This is a genomic window from Bradyrhizobium agreste, assembly GCF_016031625.1.
Classification (GTDB): Bacteria; Pseudomonadota; Alphaproteobacteria; order Rhizobiales; family Xanthobacteraceae; genus Bradyrhizobium; species Bradyrhizobium agreste.
In genome coordinates this window covers 62,315-76,889 of record NZ_JACCHP010000007.1, presented here as the reverse complement: position 1 = coordinate 76,889, position 14,575 = coordinate 62,315, and the positions used below count along the sequence as shown (strand labels likewise).

Below are 14,575 nucleotides of genomic sequence, written 5' to 3'. Positions count from 1 at the left end.
GCATCGCCGGGGGCGATCCGACCTCTCCCCGCAAGAGCGGGGAGAGGTTAAGGCCTCACGCCCCCGCCAGCGCTGGCGCGAGCACCACTTCGATCAGCGTGCCGTGGCCGGCGCTCTTGATGTTGAACCGCGCGCGGTTGGCTTCGACCAGGGCTTTGGTCAGCGACAGGCTCAGCGCCGAGCTGTCGGCGGCGTCCCCCGGCGGCGGGGTGCGGAACGGCTCCATCGCGGCGGCGACTTCGCGTTCGGAAAGGCCGTGGCCGGTGTCGCGGATGCGCAGTGCGATCTCGCCGCGATCGGTCAGCGCGGTCGAGACGATGACCTGGCCGCCGGCGCTGGCGAGCCGGATCGAGTTCGAGATCAGGTTCATGGTGATCTGCCGCATCGCGCGCGCATCGACGCTCACCTGCGGCAGCGCATGGGCGAGCGAGGTGCGGATGATGATGCGCTCGCGGTTGGCCTGCGGCTGCATCACCGTCACGCAGGCTTCGACCAGGTCGTTGAGGTTCAAGTTCGCAAAATTCAAATCGAGCTTGCCGGTCTCGATCCGCGACAGCTCGAGCAGGTCGTCGATGATGGCGATGACGCGCTCGCCGGACGCGCGGATATCCTTCAAGTATTCGCCGTAGCGCTCGTTGCCGAGCGCGCCGAAGCGCTCGGAGATCATCACCTCGGCAAAGCCGATGATGGCGTTGAGCGGCGTGCGGATCTCGTGGCTGATCCGCGCCAGCATGTCGGCCTTGGCGTTGGCCGCACCGTCGACGAGGCGGCGGGCCTGGGTCAATTCGCTCTCGCCCTTCTTGGCGTGCGAGAGATCGCGGAACACGGCGAAGAAGTTCGGGCCTTCGGGGCGCGTGCGGCCCATGATCATCGCGAGCGGAATGACGCCGCCCTTCTTCTCGCGGCCCAGCACCTCGCGGCCGTGATCGAGCAGGCTCGCGATGTCCTGGCTCTTCAGGCTTTCCAGATAATCGGCGACGATCTGCTGGCTCTCCGGCGCGAACAGCGTCAGCAGGTTCTGCTGCAGCAGCGCCTCGCCGTCATAGCCGAACAGCGCCTCCGCGCTGCGGTTGCAGGCGTGGATGTTGCCTTCGGCATCGAACATCACGATGCCCTCGGCCGTGGTGTCGAGGATGGCGGCGAGATCCTCGGCCTCGGCTTCGCCGGCCACGGGCTCGGGGTCGGGATCCGGGAAGGGCTCTTCGAAAACAGGCGCCGCGGCGATCGGTGCCGCCTGCGGCAGCGCGCAGATCAGCGCATGCGCGCTGTCGCCGTCCCATGCGATCGTGTGCAGATGCGCGTCCGTCGTCGCCAGCGGCGTTTCGCCGTTCGCAGCCGTCGCGCTGATCGCCACAGGCGTGCCGCCTTGCGAGGTGCTGCTGGCTGCCGACACGCCCGGCTCGACATAGAGCGCGTCCAGCCCGCCGGCATGCTCCAGCGCGTTCAGGCTGTCATAACCCATGCGCGCGAGGAAGGCGGGATTGGCGTAGAGCAGGCGGTCGAGCCGGTAGATCAGGATGCCCGTCGGCAACAGGTCGAGCAGCGTGCGGTCGCGCGTGCTCATCCCGCGCGGCGGCGGTGCGGGGTCGGTCAGCCATTCGGCTGCGGCCTGCGGCGGCTCCGGCCTTGGTGCTTCGGCGGTGATCTCCGCCGCCGGCTCGGCCGCGTCACTGGCGATGGTCTCGCGCTCGCGTTCGAGCCGCTCGGACAATTGCCGCGCGAGCTCGTTGAACGCGCTGTTCTCGACCGGCGTCAGCGTCGGCGGCCGCGCATCGCCGGGCGGGCGGAACGGCACGACATTGGGAGGCGTTTCCACGGGCGTGTCCAGTTCGGTTGGGTGTGAAGTCACTTCGCTTGTGGGCTCTGGCAGGTCAGGCTCGGGTGTCGGCTCGGGCTCGGGTGGCGCGATCGACGGCGCCGCCGCCGCTTCGGGCTCGGCTTCCGTTTCCGCAGCCGCTTCAGGCTCGGCCTCGGGCTCGGCCTCCGCATCGGGCGCGACGGCCTCAGTGGAGCGATCCTGCGCCGGCGCGTCGACGAGCAGCTCGAAGCGCCTGAGCGCCTCGAGCCGGTTGAGCGCGTCGAGATCGCGGCAGACGCCGAAGCCGCGGAAGCCGGCGAACTGACGGTTGCGGTCGTAGACCGGCAGGCCGGCGAGCTCGACCGGAATGTACTCGCCGCCGTCGGCCGGCCAGTTCAATGTGATGCCGGCCCAGGTATCCTGGCTTTCGAGCGCCTTGGCCACGTGCCCGTCGGGATCGAGCGAAAACGCCGCGGCGATCTCGCGCCAGGGGCGGCCGAAGCCGGCGGCTGTGCGCGTGCCCATCAGGCGGATGAAGTCATCGGAGCCGAGCACAAAGCGGCCCTCTTCATCCATCTGCCAGAGGAAGCGCAGCGGATGCTGACGCGGTGCGGGCGGCTCTTGCTGGTCCGAAGAGTGCTGGCCCCAAGAGTTCTGGCCTGAAGTCGGCTCGACCATGTCTGCATTGATCGGCTCGGGCTGCGGCGACACAATGGCCTGCGGCTGGTTTTCAACCGGAGTTTTGACCCCCTCGGGGATGATCGGCGCGCTCGTCTCGACAGGTGCCTCAACCGGCTCGAACAGCGCGATCGCGGACGGCGTCTCGTTCGGCGGATCAGCCTGCGCGTGCTGCGGCTCTGCGACCGGCGAAACCTCCGGCGCGGCATCGCGCGCCGCTGTGGTGGCGGCCGGCTCGATCAGCGCGACCAGGCCGGTATCGGCGCCTTGGCCGACCCGTTGCAGCACCATCTGGCCGATGCCGATCGGCGTTGCGGCGCGGCCCTCGCGCAGCGCATCGCTGCGGGCGCGGTCGAGGCCGGCCTCGAACAGATCGCGGAAGCCGAGCAGGGCGCGGGCGGCCTCGCTCGCACCGACGAACTGCCCGTCCGGCGCGAACGCCGCCATCGGCACCTTGGCGCCGGCGACCAGCCGATGCAGCCGCTCGATCAGCGGCATCGTGCGCAGCGTCGGGTCCATCGCGATGACGAGCACGGCATGGCCGCCATCGGCAAAGTCGAGCCGCGCGCAGGCGCAGGTCATCAGCGCCCCTAACCGGGCGCCGAAGCCGCGCAGCCGCTGCAGCCGCACCGCGCCGTTCGCCGGCAGCTGCCGGGCGAGCCGCACGATCTGGCGGCGATGGCTGTCCGCGGGGCCGAACACCTTGTCCGCAAGGCCCGCGCTATTGGCCGCGCCGAACAGCTTTGCCCCGACCGGATTGGCCCACAGCAGGCGCGCGCCGTCGGTCGACCACAGCCAGGCCGGCAGGGCAGAGGTCGCATGCACGGCCAGCCGCGGATCGCCCACCCCTCGCAACTGGAAATCCGAACGCGTCATCAGGCCGGCCGTCACTCACGCATCAGGTGTGGCGGCTGCCGGGAATGACAGCCTTAAGAAAGGGTTAGTATCGCCCGGAAGGCGCGACCAGGTCCACGGCCCAAAGCCCGAAAAGCGCCCCCAAGCCGCGATAACCTTAATCTCGCCACCCCCGCAAGCCGCAGCAATGGTGCATCCAAGGGATTCGCGTCTTCAGGCGCGGGTGTGAATACGGAGCCTCGCGCGGCATCACCGCTGCCTACCTCCCCTGGAGGGGGAGGATCGGTTCGCACGCAGCGAAGCGGAGAGCGAACCGAGGTGGGGTGACAGTCTCTCCAAGCAGGCGGTGCCCGAGTGGAGAGATCACCCCACCCCGCTCGCGCTTCGCGCGATCGACCCTCCCCCTCCAGGGGAGGGTTAAGAAAGCCGCTCGACTGCGAGCCGCTTCTGTCCCTCAACTCCTGGTTCCCTGCCTCCGGAACCTCACCCTTACCTAGATTAAATTTGCGCATCGCACCGGTCTGTCGCGTGCGATGCACAATGTTGACATGATAGGCAGCCATAGTTCTGGCGCTGGGCGAGCCATCTCGATTTGTTTCGCGTTTCCAGTCTTCGTTCCCGCTCAATGCGAGGGCCCATGGTGGGGGCCGGCGGGCGCGCCAGAAGGCTCACTCCATTTTCAATTAGCGTGAGGGACCAACATGACAGGTGCGACTGATCCGTTTTCTGCCTCGATCATCCCGTTCGAGGTTCCCGAGCAGATGCGTGCGTTCGCCGAGAAGGGCGCGGCGCAGGCCCGCGAGAACTACGCCAAGTTCAAGGACGCTGCCGAAACCCACAACGGCACCGTCGAGGCCGTGTTCACCTGCGCCTCCAAGGGCGCCAGCGAGTACACCGCCAAGCTGGTCGAGTTCATGAAGGCCAACAGCAACGCCCAGCTCGACTTCGCCCAGCAGCTGTTCGGCGCCAAGTCGCCGTCGGAAGCAATGGAGCTGTGGACCGGCCACGCCCGCAAGCAGCTCGAAACCTTCCAGGCCCAGGCCAAGGAGCTGGTCGAGCTCACCCAGCGCGTCGCCGCCGAGACCGCCGAGCCGATCAAGGCCAGCGCCTCCAAGTACTATCCGCCCGCCGCCTGACGGGTCGGATTGGTGTGAGTTGCGAAACCCGGGCCCGAAAGGCCCGGGTTTTTTCTTCGCCCGCTTTTCATGCGGGAAACCAGGAAGGTCGTCATGCCCGGGCTTGTCCCGGGCATCCACGTTCTTGGTGCCGCGGGGCGAAGCCGTGGATGGCCGGGACGAGCCCGGCCATGACGATGTGGAGGCGAAGCGCCGTAACCGCGAGCGTGTCATATGCGGCCGGCGCAAGCGGCACAGGGGAGCGCAACACCTCGATGCCCGCCACCGCGCCCGAATTCCTCGCACCGAAGGTGATTTCCGCTAGTTTTTCACCCCATTGCGGCCTTGCCAAACCGGGCCGTTGCACCTAGTTTCCGCCCCGTCCAGCCCCCCTCAGGCGTCAGGCCTTTTCAGGCAGCCCAAGGCGCGGCTCGCAAGGATGCAGTTGTAGCTCAGTTGGTTAGAGCGCCTGTCTGTGGAACAGGAGGTCGGTGGTTCGAGCCCACCCAACTGTACCAGCGGTGGCAATTGCCCACACCCTTCAACGACTTCCTGACTCTTGGCAGATCTCAACTCGCGGGAGCTGACCGTCCCGCCGCTCGCCGTTCTGCAAGCTGGCGCGGAAAGGTCCCTGAACAAATATTGGCAACCCTTTTGGGAGCCCTGAAAGAGCGATTTGAACCGCGACGATAGCATTGCCACCTTTACGTTTGCATTCAAGAGGGTGTCCTCCTTGCTACGTCTCGCATTTTTGCGATGGCAAGCAAGTCCGGCCCCACTGCGTCCTTGCCAACTTCGCAGTCCCCGACCTTTCCGATCTCTAAGGCGTCGCGGCCGAGAAACGTTACATCTGCCTTGTCATCTCCAAGATCGAAGCGTGGGGACAACACGTGAGGTAGTTTGACGCCGTTCTTTGAGGCCAGGGCTACTTGTATGAAGCCGCCAATGTCGGTTCTCACACCTTCTTTGATGATCGCGTTGAGCATGTTGAAAGGGTGAAAATTGCCCGTCGCTGCCATGTCGGCTTTCAACCTCTCCGTATAGTATGCCGCGCAGCTGCCAAACGCATGGCATGTTCTTTCCGTCACTACAGGGAGCTCGTCGCAATGCGTTACTATCGAATTAGCGATGACGTTTGAACTTAGGTGAAAGCACTTCAATTCATTGTCGGCCGGCAAGAACCCAAAGACTAGCAGGTCGCATCGAGCGTCATTGGCCCAGAGCTTGCCAAACTCTCGGAAGTTTTTATCCAAAATGCGCTTAGCTAAGTCCCCAATTTGAGACAGTGTAGGCGTGCTACCCTGCTTCAATACGAGAGTTGAAACGTAAGCCTGGAAGGTGGCGATAGTAGCAAACGCAACGGATGAACTTCCTGCGTATCCGATAGCGATCTCGCGATCCAACACCTTAGTTTCGAACTGATTCTTTGAGTTTTGCACGAAGCATTGAATGCGCGCGGTCGTGAACTTTGGGGCTTGATCTGTTAGGGGGCCTGATACACCCGTTAGCCTACTGTCGGCTATGGCGTAGACATCATCGTGTTCTGGCCTATACCAAACGGCTACCAGCGTCATCTCATTCTCCCGCCGCTGAAAAGTCTCAAGGAAAGTAATGCAGCCATCAGCTCGGTGGGGTGGGGCAGGTTTGAAGTCGAGCCCGATCAAAGCTGCCACCTCATCCCTCCCACCACCACCCACACCACCGCCGGCAATGTCACCGCCGCGAAAAGCAGGCCCAACTCGTAGGAGGGGTTGAGCTTGCGAAACCCATCTCTTCTAGGGCACCGCTCTCAAGCGCGACATGGTGCGTCAGCAACGGCAGCTTCCGCTCCGCCAGATTGACGGTGAAGAAGCATCCGCTGGGAACGATGTCGCGACTGTGGTTGGCTGCCGTGATGTGACGTTATTGCGAAACAAGTTAGATGGGTTTCGCAAGGGCGCTTTCACCCCAACTTCACCCCTCTCACGCAATCACCGCCTTGATCTGCGCCGTATCCGCAAACTCGATCAACTCGACGATCTTGCCATCCTGGAATCTGAACAGGTCCAGGATCTCGGTGCTGAAAGTCTTTCCGCTCGGATTGTATCGAACGAGAACCCGGGAATGGACTGCGACGCGATCCCCGTCGACCAGCTCAGCCAGGATCTCGCGGCTTTCAAAGCCGAAGGTGTCAGTGAACTGAGTGAAAGCCGCGCGCAGGGTCGGGTGCCCCTCCATGCGCCCCGTCAGTTCGAGCGCGCTCTTGTCGCCCATCAGGGTGAAGTGGCCCTCGGGATGAAAAGCCGTCACCAAGCCCTCGATGTCGCCCTTGCCGCGCGCGGCGTAGGCGGTCCTGATCAATGCAAGCATCTCTTCGCGCTGTGCCATGTACCCCTCCCTGCAACACGTATCAGGGCAGCCTAGCGACCTTTGCGTGCAAAGGCAAAATGATTGGTACTGTGCTGCGCTACCTCACGGCAGCGTCGCCGCCGCCACCACGCAAGGGGGCGCGCGTCGCGACCGGCTCTGCAGATCAGCTACACCACGCCTTGGGACACACCGACCGTTCAGGCTTCTTGTGCTTGAAAGGAATTATTCATAGCATACCAATAGTTGCGTCGGAGTCCGTTGCTCGCTCATGGTTTAATCTCGACTCTTTGGAATTGCGATGATGAACGTTCGAAGCCTTCCTCTCTGGATACCAATCCTCTTGCTTTCGGTCTCAGCTTGTGAGGCTGACGTATGCGACGACATCGGCAAGATATTGCAGGAGGCAACCCGAGGGTACAGAAACTGGAAGAGTGAGCCTTTGAAAAGGGCTGACGAGTTCGGCTCGACCTTCGTTTTGAGCGGCGCGACCAGATGTAAGATCGAGTTACATCAAGAGTCATCTAGCAGCCAATTTGCCTGCCAATGGAAATTCGCCAAAGCGGCCGAGGTGGGCCCACCTCGCGACGCCATCATAAGTGCTGTGCGCAATTGCCGGCACGTGGACAATTCGAACAATACTGTGAAAGAGTATCCAGCGGTCACGAAGAGCGAACTCTTTGAAGGCACTCTTTATCGAAGTGTCCGTTCAACGTTTCACATCTATCCAAAAAAGGGCAAACGATTCATGGTCTCGGTTTCGTCAGATGCCCCGCAAGACAATTCGTCGCCGGCCACAATGTCTTTCAGAATGTACGTGGATTATGAAGATGTTGAGTAAATCAGCGATCGTAGGCGGCCTTTCCGTTCTACTGGCCTGCGCAGTGGATTGCCGCGATGGCGTAACTGCGGCTGAATGGCCCGGAGGCTCGACGGGTTGGCCGACTTCAACGGCTCCTGACAAGCAAAAGCCTTTCGCAAAAAGTCCGCAGCTGGCAAGCTCAAATCGGGTTCTAAGTATCGCACCACAAATACAGTTAGGTCCGGTCTGGTGCTGGGCCGCGGTCAGTGGAATGATTTTTGATTGGTATGATGTGCCGAACCTTAGTCCCGTCGGAGTATGGCAGTGTGGCATCGTAGGATCAGTTGCTGCAATGGCAGGGAATGCCGAGTGCGTGTACGACTGCAAGCGTTGTAGCGTGCCGGCGGGCAGCGCTCAGAATTTGAAGAAAGTGCTGCAGACGTATCCGATTTTCGCCAAATCGAAGACGCGTATTGCGGCTGATATTCTAAACCGACCGCTAAGGCAGCAAGAGGTCGTCGATATGATAGATGCTGAGCGCCCCGTCATAGCCGGCATCAACCCCGGAGCTCCCGGCCAACATTTTGGTGCATCTGAGCACGTCGCGTTAATCGTGGGGTATCACCAGAACGGTGACTTTCTCGTAGTGAACGATCCCTATCCGTTTTCGAGCCAAGGAATGAGGCCATACGAAAGCGCAAATGGTACATTGAGGAAAACGGGCCAATATCTCATTAGCTACAGTGACTTTGTCAGTAGAATTGATTGGCAAGAAACGATCACAGTCGATTGAGCCTGCTGCACACTGTCATTCATAGCAACCCTTGCTGCCTTGGCGGCAACGCGTTTTCTCGAATTCGAGAACTTTCCTCCTGAAAGTCGCGAGGTTTTCCTTTGGAATAAAAGGATACACCTCCATCATTCTTTCTAAGCTAATCTGCGCACGAGCATAGAGCATATCTTTATCTAGGGCGTCCCATTCGTTCGCCCACTTTGACAAGCCAGACTCGATCATCAATTCAGTAGTCTTGGTTCCCGTAGGTCCGAGCCGTTGTATTTTTACGATAAAGTCTGCCGACCCAAGTTGAGCTGGGGAAAAAAAAGCCTGCGGATAACCGGTCACACGGGAAAACAGCGATCCCTAACAGGAGCAAGCCAACGACGAATTACGGTGACAGTGCACTAATCTCTGCACTGCGCACTATCTGAAGCGCTGGTCAGGGCCTATTTTGTGCACTGTCACCGTAATTATTGGAAAAAGCGGCCCTGCGAAAGCCGCGCCGCTGCACGAGCGGCGATCAAAGCATTCCAACGCCTCACGTGACGGTCAACGAAAAAGAGTATGCAGGCACATGCACCACTTTAGTGCATTCCTACGCGCAGGAAACTTCTCGGCACCTGTAGGTTTTTCGTGCATGAGCGCATCGAGCACTGGCGATCGGCGTGCCATGAACATCCTGGGGGAATTGCACGCTGCCGAGAAGGAACTGATCGGCAGGGCCGTCGTCTTGACCGACGGCAAGGCCGGCACAATTGACGGCGTCTATCTCGATGATGAGCACGGGCTTCGCATCTCGGTCGCCGGACATGAAGGTCGATGGCCGATCTCGACGGTGAAGCACATCGAAAACTGATCATCTCGGTTTCGCGACTTACCAGCACCCACGAGGCGCAGTACCGAAGCAGCTACCTCACCGCAGTGCATAACGCGAATCGCGACAATCCGTCCTCAGCCATAGAAAAAGACCAGCGGCAGAAACACGTACGTCCACCACGCGAGGCCGGCCAATCCGGACAGGATGAGCATATCCTGGTCGCTCATGGGGGGATCTCCGAGAACAGTTTCTATTATTCTCCAACCAACGAGCGGAGTACGCGGTTTCAATTTCGCGCGCCAAATTCTCATGGAACCTGCTCGCCGTCGGCTAGCCGCTGAGTTACGGTGACAGTGCACGAAACTCCACAACATCGGGCGACATCGATGTTGTCACCGCAATCTCTGTCACCGTAACCCGCGCAATACTATGCGAGCCGCTTGAGTTTCCCGGAAAGTCTCCATGCGCTCTCCTGAACGCTTATATCCAGGCCGCGCGAGCGAATTGTGGGCCTCGCGTTCGGCTGGACAAATTCGCCATTTGGAGTAGCCTTTTCAGGCACAGCAACATGTTAGCGGAGGTTCTCCGTGGAACATCGCGGTGTAAGCTTCTCGGTCGTTGAGATGAGCTACCCGGCTGGTTGGAAGTGGACTGTCGGAAAGGGCCGAACAGTGTCGGTCGGTGTCTGTGCGACGAGGCTCGACGCGATCCGCCAGGCTCAGACCTTCATCGACGCGATCATGGACTGGGCTGCCTAGGCTGAGTCCTTCGAGACGGCTGCCTCGCAGCCTCCTCAGGATAAGGCTCAGCAGCATGGTTGCGCATCGAAACTGTTGCCGCGCACGCCGTCCTCATCCTGAGGGCCCGCGAAGCGGGCGTCTCGAAGGATGCGCCGCAGGGGGACTCAACCCCAACGCCCCTACGACCCCAGCTCGATGATCTGGCGCGCCATCCGCACATTGGCGTAGTCGATCATCTTGCCGTCCAGCGTCACCGCGCCCTGGCCGTTCGCCTCCGCGCTCTCCATGGCCTCGACGACGCGTCGCGCCTGGGCCAGCTCCTCGGCCGACGGTGTGAAGGCGCGCAGCGTCGGCTCGATCTGGTCGGGATGGATGACCTGCTTGCCGTCAAAGCCCATCGTCGCGGCCTTTTGCGCGCTGCTTTCCGTGAGCCTTGCATCGCGGAACGCGCCGCAGGGGCCGTCGATGGCGCGCAGTCCGCGCGCGCGGGCGGCGACCAGCAGGCGCATCATCGGGTAGGCGAACAGGTCGAGCGGCGCTGAGGCGTAGCCGCTTTGCACTGAACCGACGTGGCGATAGCCATCCGGCGAGATGCCGATGTCGGAGGTGCGGGCGCCGAGCGAGGCCGCGAGATCGCCGACGCCGAGATGCAGCGCGGCCACGCTGTCGTGGCACGTGGCGAGCGCGTCGACATTGACGAGGCCGAGCGCGGTCTCGATCAGCAGCTCGAGGGCGAGAGGCGCGGCGCGATCCGGCGCGGCCGCGCGCAAGCGATCGGCGAGGGCGACGATGTCGCTCACCCGCTCCGCCTTTGGCACGATCACAGCATCCGGCCGGGGCAGGGCCGCCAGGGTGCGGATCTCCTCTGCGATGAACGGGCTGTCGACGGCGTTGAGCCTGACCGCGACGTGCTTGTTGCCCCAATCGAGCGAGGACAGCGCGCGGGCGGCTTCCGCCAGCGCAACGCCCTTCTCGGCTGGCGGCACGGCGTCTTCGAGATCCATGAACACCGCGTCCGCCAATGATGCCGCAGCCTTGGCGACGAGACGGGCGCGATGCGCGGGAACGGCGAGATAGGCCCGCGTCGGGCGCTGCGAGGCCATTGTCACGTTCCCTTAACGAGGCCGAGTTCGCCGAGGATGGCCTCGTTATGCTCGCCGACATCAGGCACCGGGTCCATCCGCGGCGTCACACCCGGAATCGTCAGCGCGGGCAGGAAGCTCATCACCGGTCCGCACGGCGATCCCACGCTTCTCACCCGCGCGCGCGCATGCAGCTGCTCATGCTGCAGGAAGGCCTCGACCGAATTCAGATGCGCATTGGCGATCGCAGCTTCGTCCAGCAGCCGCAGCACCTCCTCGCTGGTCATGGATGCAAAGCGCTGCTCGATATGCGCCTGCAGCTCGTCGCGGTTCCGCATGCGCAGCGGATTGGTGCGGAACTTCGGATGGTCGGCAAAGCCGGCATCGCCAAGCACGATGCGGCACAGCGAGCGCCATTCCCGGTCGTTCTGGATGCCGAAGAAGACGGTCGTGCCGTCGCCGACACGGAACGGGCCGTAAGGTGCGATGGTCGCATGCCTGGCGCCGGTGCGCGGCAGCGGCCGGCCGGTACTCTCAGTGTAGAACGCGGGATAGCTCATCCAGTCCGTGATGGAATCGAACAGCGAGGCCTGGAACGCCGTGCCTTTGCCGGTCCGCTCGCGGGCGTACAGAGCCATCAAGACGCCGTTCAGGATGTACATGCCGGTGGCGATATCGACCACGGAAAGCCCGACCTTGGCCGGCTCCGCTTCGGTGCCGTTGATGGCGAGCACGCCGGCCTCGCACTGCACCAGGAGATCATAGGCCTTCTTGTCGCTGTAGGGTCCGCCGCTGCCATAGCCCGAGACGTCGCAGGCGATCAGGCGCGGATGCTTGCGCAGCAGCGACGCGGCATCGAGGCCGAGCCGCTCCGCCGCGCCGGGCGCCAGATTCTGGATGAACACGTCCGCCCGCGGCAGCAGGGCGTCGAGCACCTTGCGGCTCTCGGGGCTCTTGATGTCGATCGCAAGGCTTTCCTTGGAACGATTGGTCCAGACGAACTGGCTCGACAGGCCGTTCATCACATGATCGTAGTCGCGGCAGAAATCCCCAGTGCCCGGCCGCTCGATCTTGATCACCCGCGCGCCCCAATCGGCGAGGTGCCGGCTCGCCAGCGGCGCCGCGATCGCCTGCTCCAGCGAAACCACCGTCACGCCCGACAGCGGCAGCTCCGCCTCATTCCCCGTCATGCGATGTCCTCCCCTTGTGCGCTTTTCGACCGGCGCAGGTGACAGGCCGGCCACCCCACGCGCATCTTCTTGAGGGTGACATGATGCCCCTGTTTTGCCCGACAAGTCAAACCGGGTTTCGCTAAATCCTAAGAGATGAAAGCGTAGCGATTGCCGGCACTTGGCTACTGTGCATGGGGTTGTTTTCGCAGTTTTGTGTTGGAGGGCCCCGACAGCGGCGTCGTCGTCGCGTTCCCCCGGAACTGCCGAGGCTCCTGACCCCGCGCTGTTGCCGAGACCGCACACGTGCCGGCTTTCGCAATCCCCCTCGGTTGCCAACGAACCGCCGTTCACCCATCATTCGCGCCGACTCGTCATGTGGGGGGATCGATGCCGGCGTTTCGCTTCAAGTCCTTTGCCAAGCCCTCGGCCGTTGCAAGCCTCGCGCTTGCCCTGGCCATCCTGGCGCTGCCGCGCGCCGGTTTCGCCTACACCCAGGAGGAGCAGCAGGCCTGCACCCCGGATGCGATGCGGCTGTGCAGCGAGTTCATCCCGAACGTCGATGCCATCACCGCCTGCATGATCAAGAAAAAGGCGCAGCTGTCGCCGCAATGCGCGGTGTTCTTCCGCCGCGGCCCGGAGCCCGGCCAGGCCCGTGCCGGCAAGCCGACCAGCATCGCGCCCAAGAAGGCGTCAACGACCGCGAAGAAGACCGCCAAGCCGGCGACGAAGAAGAAATCCAGCCAAGGCTGAGCGCCTGGCTTCGCGACAGCCTGCGGACTCGTTTTGTTCGCACGGCGCCGAAAGGCTTTGCGTCGATTGACCGGCGCCCGCCTGAAAAAAGCGCGCGAACAGGTTTGCGCGGCAAGGTTGCATTCCTCTTTGTCCCACGCGTTGCTCAAAAAAGCACCGACGCTGGCACGAGCGGCATTTCGCTGCGGCCCGTGTCGGTCTCCTGCGAAGCAGTGTGACTCAAAAGCCAACACGTCTTGTTATTTCGTGGCGGTCGCGCAGCTCGCGACAAATTTTTCTTTCACGAATCAGCGCGCTGATTCATTTTCGTGGCCTGGGGTCAATCTGGAGGCCGAAGGTATGAACGTTATTGTTTTTGCATCACGTAAAGGCGGTTCGGGCAAGAGTACCCTCGCCGCGCATCTTGCCGCGCAGATCAAGGCGAGCAAGCAGGTCATGCTGGTGGACGCGGATCCGCAAGGTTCGCTCACGCTGTGGCACAAGCTGCGCGGCACCAACGAGCCGCCGATCAAGGCTGCCGTCAACTCCGTCAGCGGCATCGTCTCCGCGGCCAAGCGCGACGGTTATGAATGGGTGTTGATCGACACGCCGCCGAACCTGTCGGCCGTCGTCGACGACGCGATCCGCAACGCGACCATGGTGATCATTCCGGCGCGTCCCGGCGTGTTCGACGTCAACGCGGTGCAGGAAACCATCCAGATGTGCCGCGCCGCGCGCAAGCCCTACGCGGTCGTGCTCAACGGTGCGCCGGCGCGCCGCGACGATGCCGAAAGCCCGATCGTCACCATCGCCCGCGAAGCTCTGGCGAAATTCCGCGCTCCGGTGTGGGGCGGCCAGATCACCAATCGTTCGGATCTGCTGATGGCGCTCAGCCATGGCGAAGGCGCGCGCGAATATCAGGCCGAGAGCCGTGCGGCTCAGGAAATCGCAAGACTCTGGGCGGCGATCGAGCGTTCGGTGAAGGCTATTCGCGGCACCGCGTCGGCCTCCGGCGCAATGCACAAGCAGGCAGCTTAATTTTCATTGGTCATTTCGAATGGCGAAAAACGCGCGGGAATGTCCGCGCGTTTTGCGTTTCTAAGCTTTCACTCACGCCACCATCAGCATGTAGAACACGATGACCGGCGACAGGGTCAGGATCACCGACCAGATGCCGGCCGCCCAGAGAATGTCCTCGGTGCTAAAGCCCTGCTGTCCGGCGTCGAAATGCGACGCCACTTCATTCTGACTATTCACAAACGCCCCCGCGATTTCTTCGCTTATGGGCATCAGTGATAACAGCGATGTTTTAAGATCCGGATCGCATCTGCCGGTGCATTTTGAACACAGGTGCTACCCCGGATTAACCATCCCGCGCGCCGGCCTCAGCCGACCAGCCAGACGCGAAACAGCAGCACCGGCATCAGGCCGAGCATCACGGCCCAGAACCCGAACGACGAGACGAGGAGAATTCCCTGCAAGAGATCGGCGGGCGCGAACTGGCTCGCGGCCGTAGGCCGGTTGCGATACCCCATGGTCATTCCCCCTTCGGTAACTTTGGGCAGAACGATAGGCGCGGTTACGTAAACGAGACGTGGATGCACCTTGCGGCAGCTGCGAAGGCCGTTGGTGCGCGGTTAACCACGGACGCGGACAGCACCTC

The 14,575-nt window shown here is 62.5% G+C and carries 13 protein-coding genes and 1 tRNA gene; 6 read left to right on the top strand and 8 right to left on the bottom strand.

Going from position 1 to position 14,575, the window contains the following annotated elements; all coding sequences use genetic code 11:
• Nucleotides 1-55: 55 nt before the first annotated feature.
• On the bottom strand, nt 56-3,352 hold the full coding sequence (locus HZZ13_RS11885; protein ID WP_197959787.1) for a PAS domain-containing sensor histidine kinase: 3,297 nt from the start codon (nt 3,350-3,352) through the stop codon (nt 56-58).
• Nucleotides 3,353-4,032: 680 nt separating this feature from the next.
• Here HZZ13_RS11885 and HZZ13_RS11880 point away from each other — a divergent pair.
• Nucleotides 4,033-4,467 carry a phasin gene (locus HZZ13_RS11880; RefSeq protein ID WP_197959786.1) on the top strand — a complete coding sequence of 145 codons (435 nt, stop codon included), beginning with the start codon at nt 4,033-4,035 and terminating at the stop codon, nt 4,465-4,467.
• A gap of 420 nt (nt 4,468-4,887) precedes the next feature.
• Nucleotides 4,888-4,964 (top strand) — tRNA-His (locus HZZ13_RS11875).
• A gap of 198 nt (nt 4,965-5,162) precedes the next feature.
• On the opposite strand, the gene HZZ13_RS11870 is transcribed toward HZZ13_RS11875, so the two are convergent.
• Nucleotides 5,163-6,119, bottom strand: a complete 957-nt coding sequence (locus HZZ13_RS11870; RefSeq protein WP_197959785.1) for a hypothetical protein — start codon at nt 6,117-6,119, stop codon at nt 5,163-5,165.
• Between the two features lie 289 nt (nt 6,120-6,408).
• The gene (locus HZZ13_RS11865; protein WP_197959784.1) at nt 6,409-6,813 is read right to left on the bottom strand and encodes a nuclear transport factor 2 family protein; all 405 of its coding nucleotides are present in this window, start codon (nt 6,811-6,813) and stop codon (nt 6,409-6,411) included.
• Nucleotides 6,814-7,622: 809 nt separating this feature from the next.
• Here HZZ13_RS11865 and HZZ13_RS11860 point away from each other — a divergent pair.
• On the top strand, nt 7,623-8,387 hold the full coding sequence (locus HZZ13_RS11860) for a C39 family peptidase (protein ID WP_197959783.1): 765 nt from the start codon (nt 7,623-7,625) through the stop codon (nt 8,385-8,387).
• A gap of 15 nt (nt 8,388-8,402) precedes the next feature.
• Here the strand turns inward: HZZ13_RS11860 and HZZ13_RS11855 are convergent, their stop codons facing one another.
• Nucleotides 8,403-8,717: a hypothetical protein gene (locus tag HZZ13_RS11855; RefSeq protein ID WP_197959782.1), complete on the bottom strand. Its 315-nt coding sequence runs from the start codon at nt 8,715-8,717 to the stop codon at nt 8,403-8,405.
• Between the two features lie 292 nt (nt 8,718-9,009).
• Between HZZ13_RS11855 and HZZ13_RS11850 the strand changes: the two genes are divergently transcribed.
• Complete coding sequence (locus HZZ13_RS11850) at nt 9,010-9,228, top strand: PRC-barrel domain containing protein (protein ID WP_246504395.1); 219 nt, start codon at nt 9,010-9,012, stop codon at nt 9,226-9,228.
• 880 nt (nt 9,229-10,108) lie between these two features.
• On the opposite strand, the gene HZZ13_RS11845 is transcribed toward HZZ13_RS11850, so the two are convergent.
• Both HZZ13_RS11845 and HZZ13_RS11840 read right to left on the bottom strand, forming a co-directional pair.
• Nucleotides 10,109-11,032, bottom strand: coding sequence for an HpcH/HpaI aldolase/citrate lyase family protein (locus tag HZZ13_RS11845; RefSeq protein WP_197959781.1), 924 nt, complete (start codon nt 11,030-11,032; stop codon nt 10,109-10,111).
• 2 nt (nt 11,033-11,034) lie between these two features.
• Nucleotides 11,035-12,201 carry a CaiB/BaiF CoA transferase family protein gene (locus tag HZZ13_RS11840; protein ID WP_197959780.1) on the bottom strand — a complete coding sequence of 389 codons (1,167 nt, stop codon included), beginning with the start codon at nt 12,199-12,201 and terminating at the stop codon, nt 11,035-11,037.
• A 369-nt stretch (nt 12,202-12,570) separates the two neighbouring features.
• Between HZZ13_RS11840 and HZZ13_RS11835 the strand changes: the two genes are divergently transcribed.
• On the top strand, nt 12,571-12,933 hold the full coding sequence (locus HZZ13_RS11835) for a hypothetical protein (RefSeq protein ID WP_197959779.1): 363 nt from the start codon (nt 12,571-12,573) through the stop codon (nt 12,931-12,933).
• Between the two features lie 339 nt (nt 12,934-13,272).
• Entirely contained in the window at nt 13,273-13,950 is a 678-nt protein-coding gene (locus HZZ13_RS11830) for an AAA family ATPase (RefSeq protein ID WP_100233799.1), read from the top strand.
• A gap of 72 nt (nt 13,951-14,022) precedes the next feature.
• On the opposite strand, the gene HZZ13_RS11825 is transcribed toward HZZ13_RS11830, so the two are convergent.
• Both HZZ13_RS11825 and HZZ13_RS11820 read right to left on the bottom strand, forming a co-directional pair.
• Nucleotides 14,023-14,202, bottom strand: coding sequence for a hypothetical protein (locus HZZ13_RS11825; protein WP_197959778.1), 180 nt, complete (start codon nt 14,200-14,202; stop codon nt 14,023-14,025).
• Between the two features lie 95 nt (nt 14,203-14,297).
• Nucleotides 14,298-14,453 (bottom strand): hypothetical protein, encoded by a 156-nt coding sequence (locus tag HZZ13_RS11820; protein ID WP_197960153.1) that lies wholly within the window; start codon nt 14,451-14,453, stop codon nt 14,298-14,300.
• Nucleotides 14,454-14,575: the final 122 nt, after the last annotated feature.

Bases quoted from the DNA above. Each gene is read 5' to 3' on its own strand.
- HZZ13_RS11885 (WP_197959787.1), bottom strand. From the start codon at position 3,352: ATGACGCGTTCGGATTTCCAGTTGCGAGGGGTGGGCGATCCGCGGCTG.
- HZZ13_RS11880 (WP_197959786.1), top strand. From the start codon at position 4,033: ATGACAGGTGCGACTGATCCGTTTTCTGCCTCGATCATCCCGTTCGAG.
- HZZ13_RS11865 (WP_197959784.1), bottom strand. From the start codon at position 6,813: ATGGCACAGCGCGAAGAGATGCTTGCATTGATCAGGACCGCCTACGCC.
- HZZ13_RS11860 (WP_197959783.1), top strand. From the start codon at position 7,623: ATGTTGAGTAAATCAGCGATCGTAGGCGGCCTTTCCGTTCTACTGGCC.
- HZZ13_RS11850 (WP_246504395.1), top strand. From the start codon at position 9,010: ATGAGCGCATCGAGCACTGGCGATCGGCGTGCCATGAACATCCTGGGG.
- HZZ13_RS11845 (WP_197959781.1), bottom strand. From the start codon at position 11,032: ATGGCCTCGCAGCGCCCGACGCGGGCCTATCTCGCCGTTCCCGCGCAT.
- HZZ13_RS11840 (WP_197959780.1), bottom strand. From the start codon at position 12,201: ATGACGGGGAATGAGGCGGAGCTGCCGCTGTCGGGCGTGACGGTGGTT.
- HZZ13_RS11835 (WP_197959779.1), top strand. From the start codon at position 12,571: ATGCCGGCGTTTCGCTTCAAGTCCTTTGCCAAGCCCTCGGCCGTTGCA.
- HZZ13_RS11830 (WP_100233799.1), top strand. From the start codon at position 13,273: ATGAACGTTATTGTTTTTGCATCACGTAAAGGCGGTTCGGGCAAGAGT.
- HZZ13_RS11825 (WP_197959778.1), bottom strand. From the start codon at position 14,202: ATGCCCATAAGCGAAGAAATCGCGGGGGCGTTTGTGAATAGTCAGAAT.
- HZZ13_RS11820 (WP_197960153.1), bottom strand. From the start codon at position 14,453: ATGACCATGGGGTATCGCAACCGGCCTACGGCCGCGAGCCAGTTCGCG.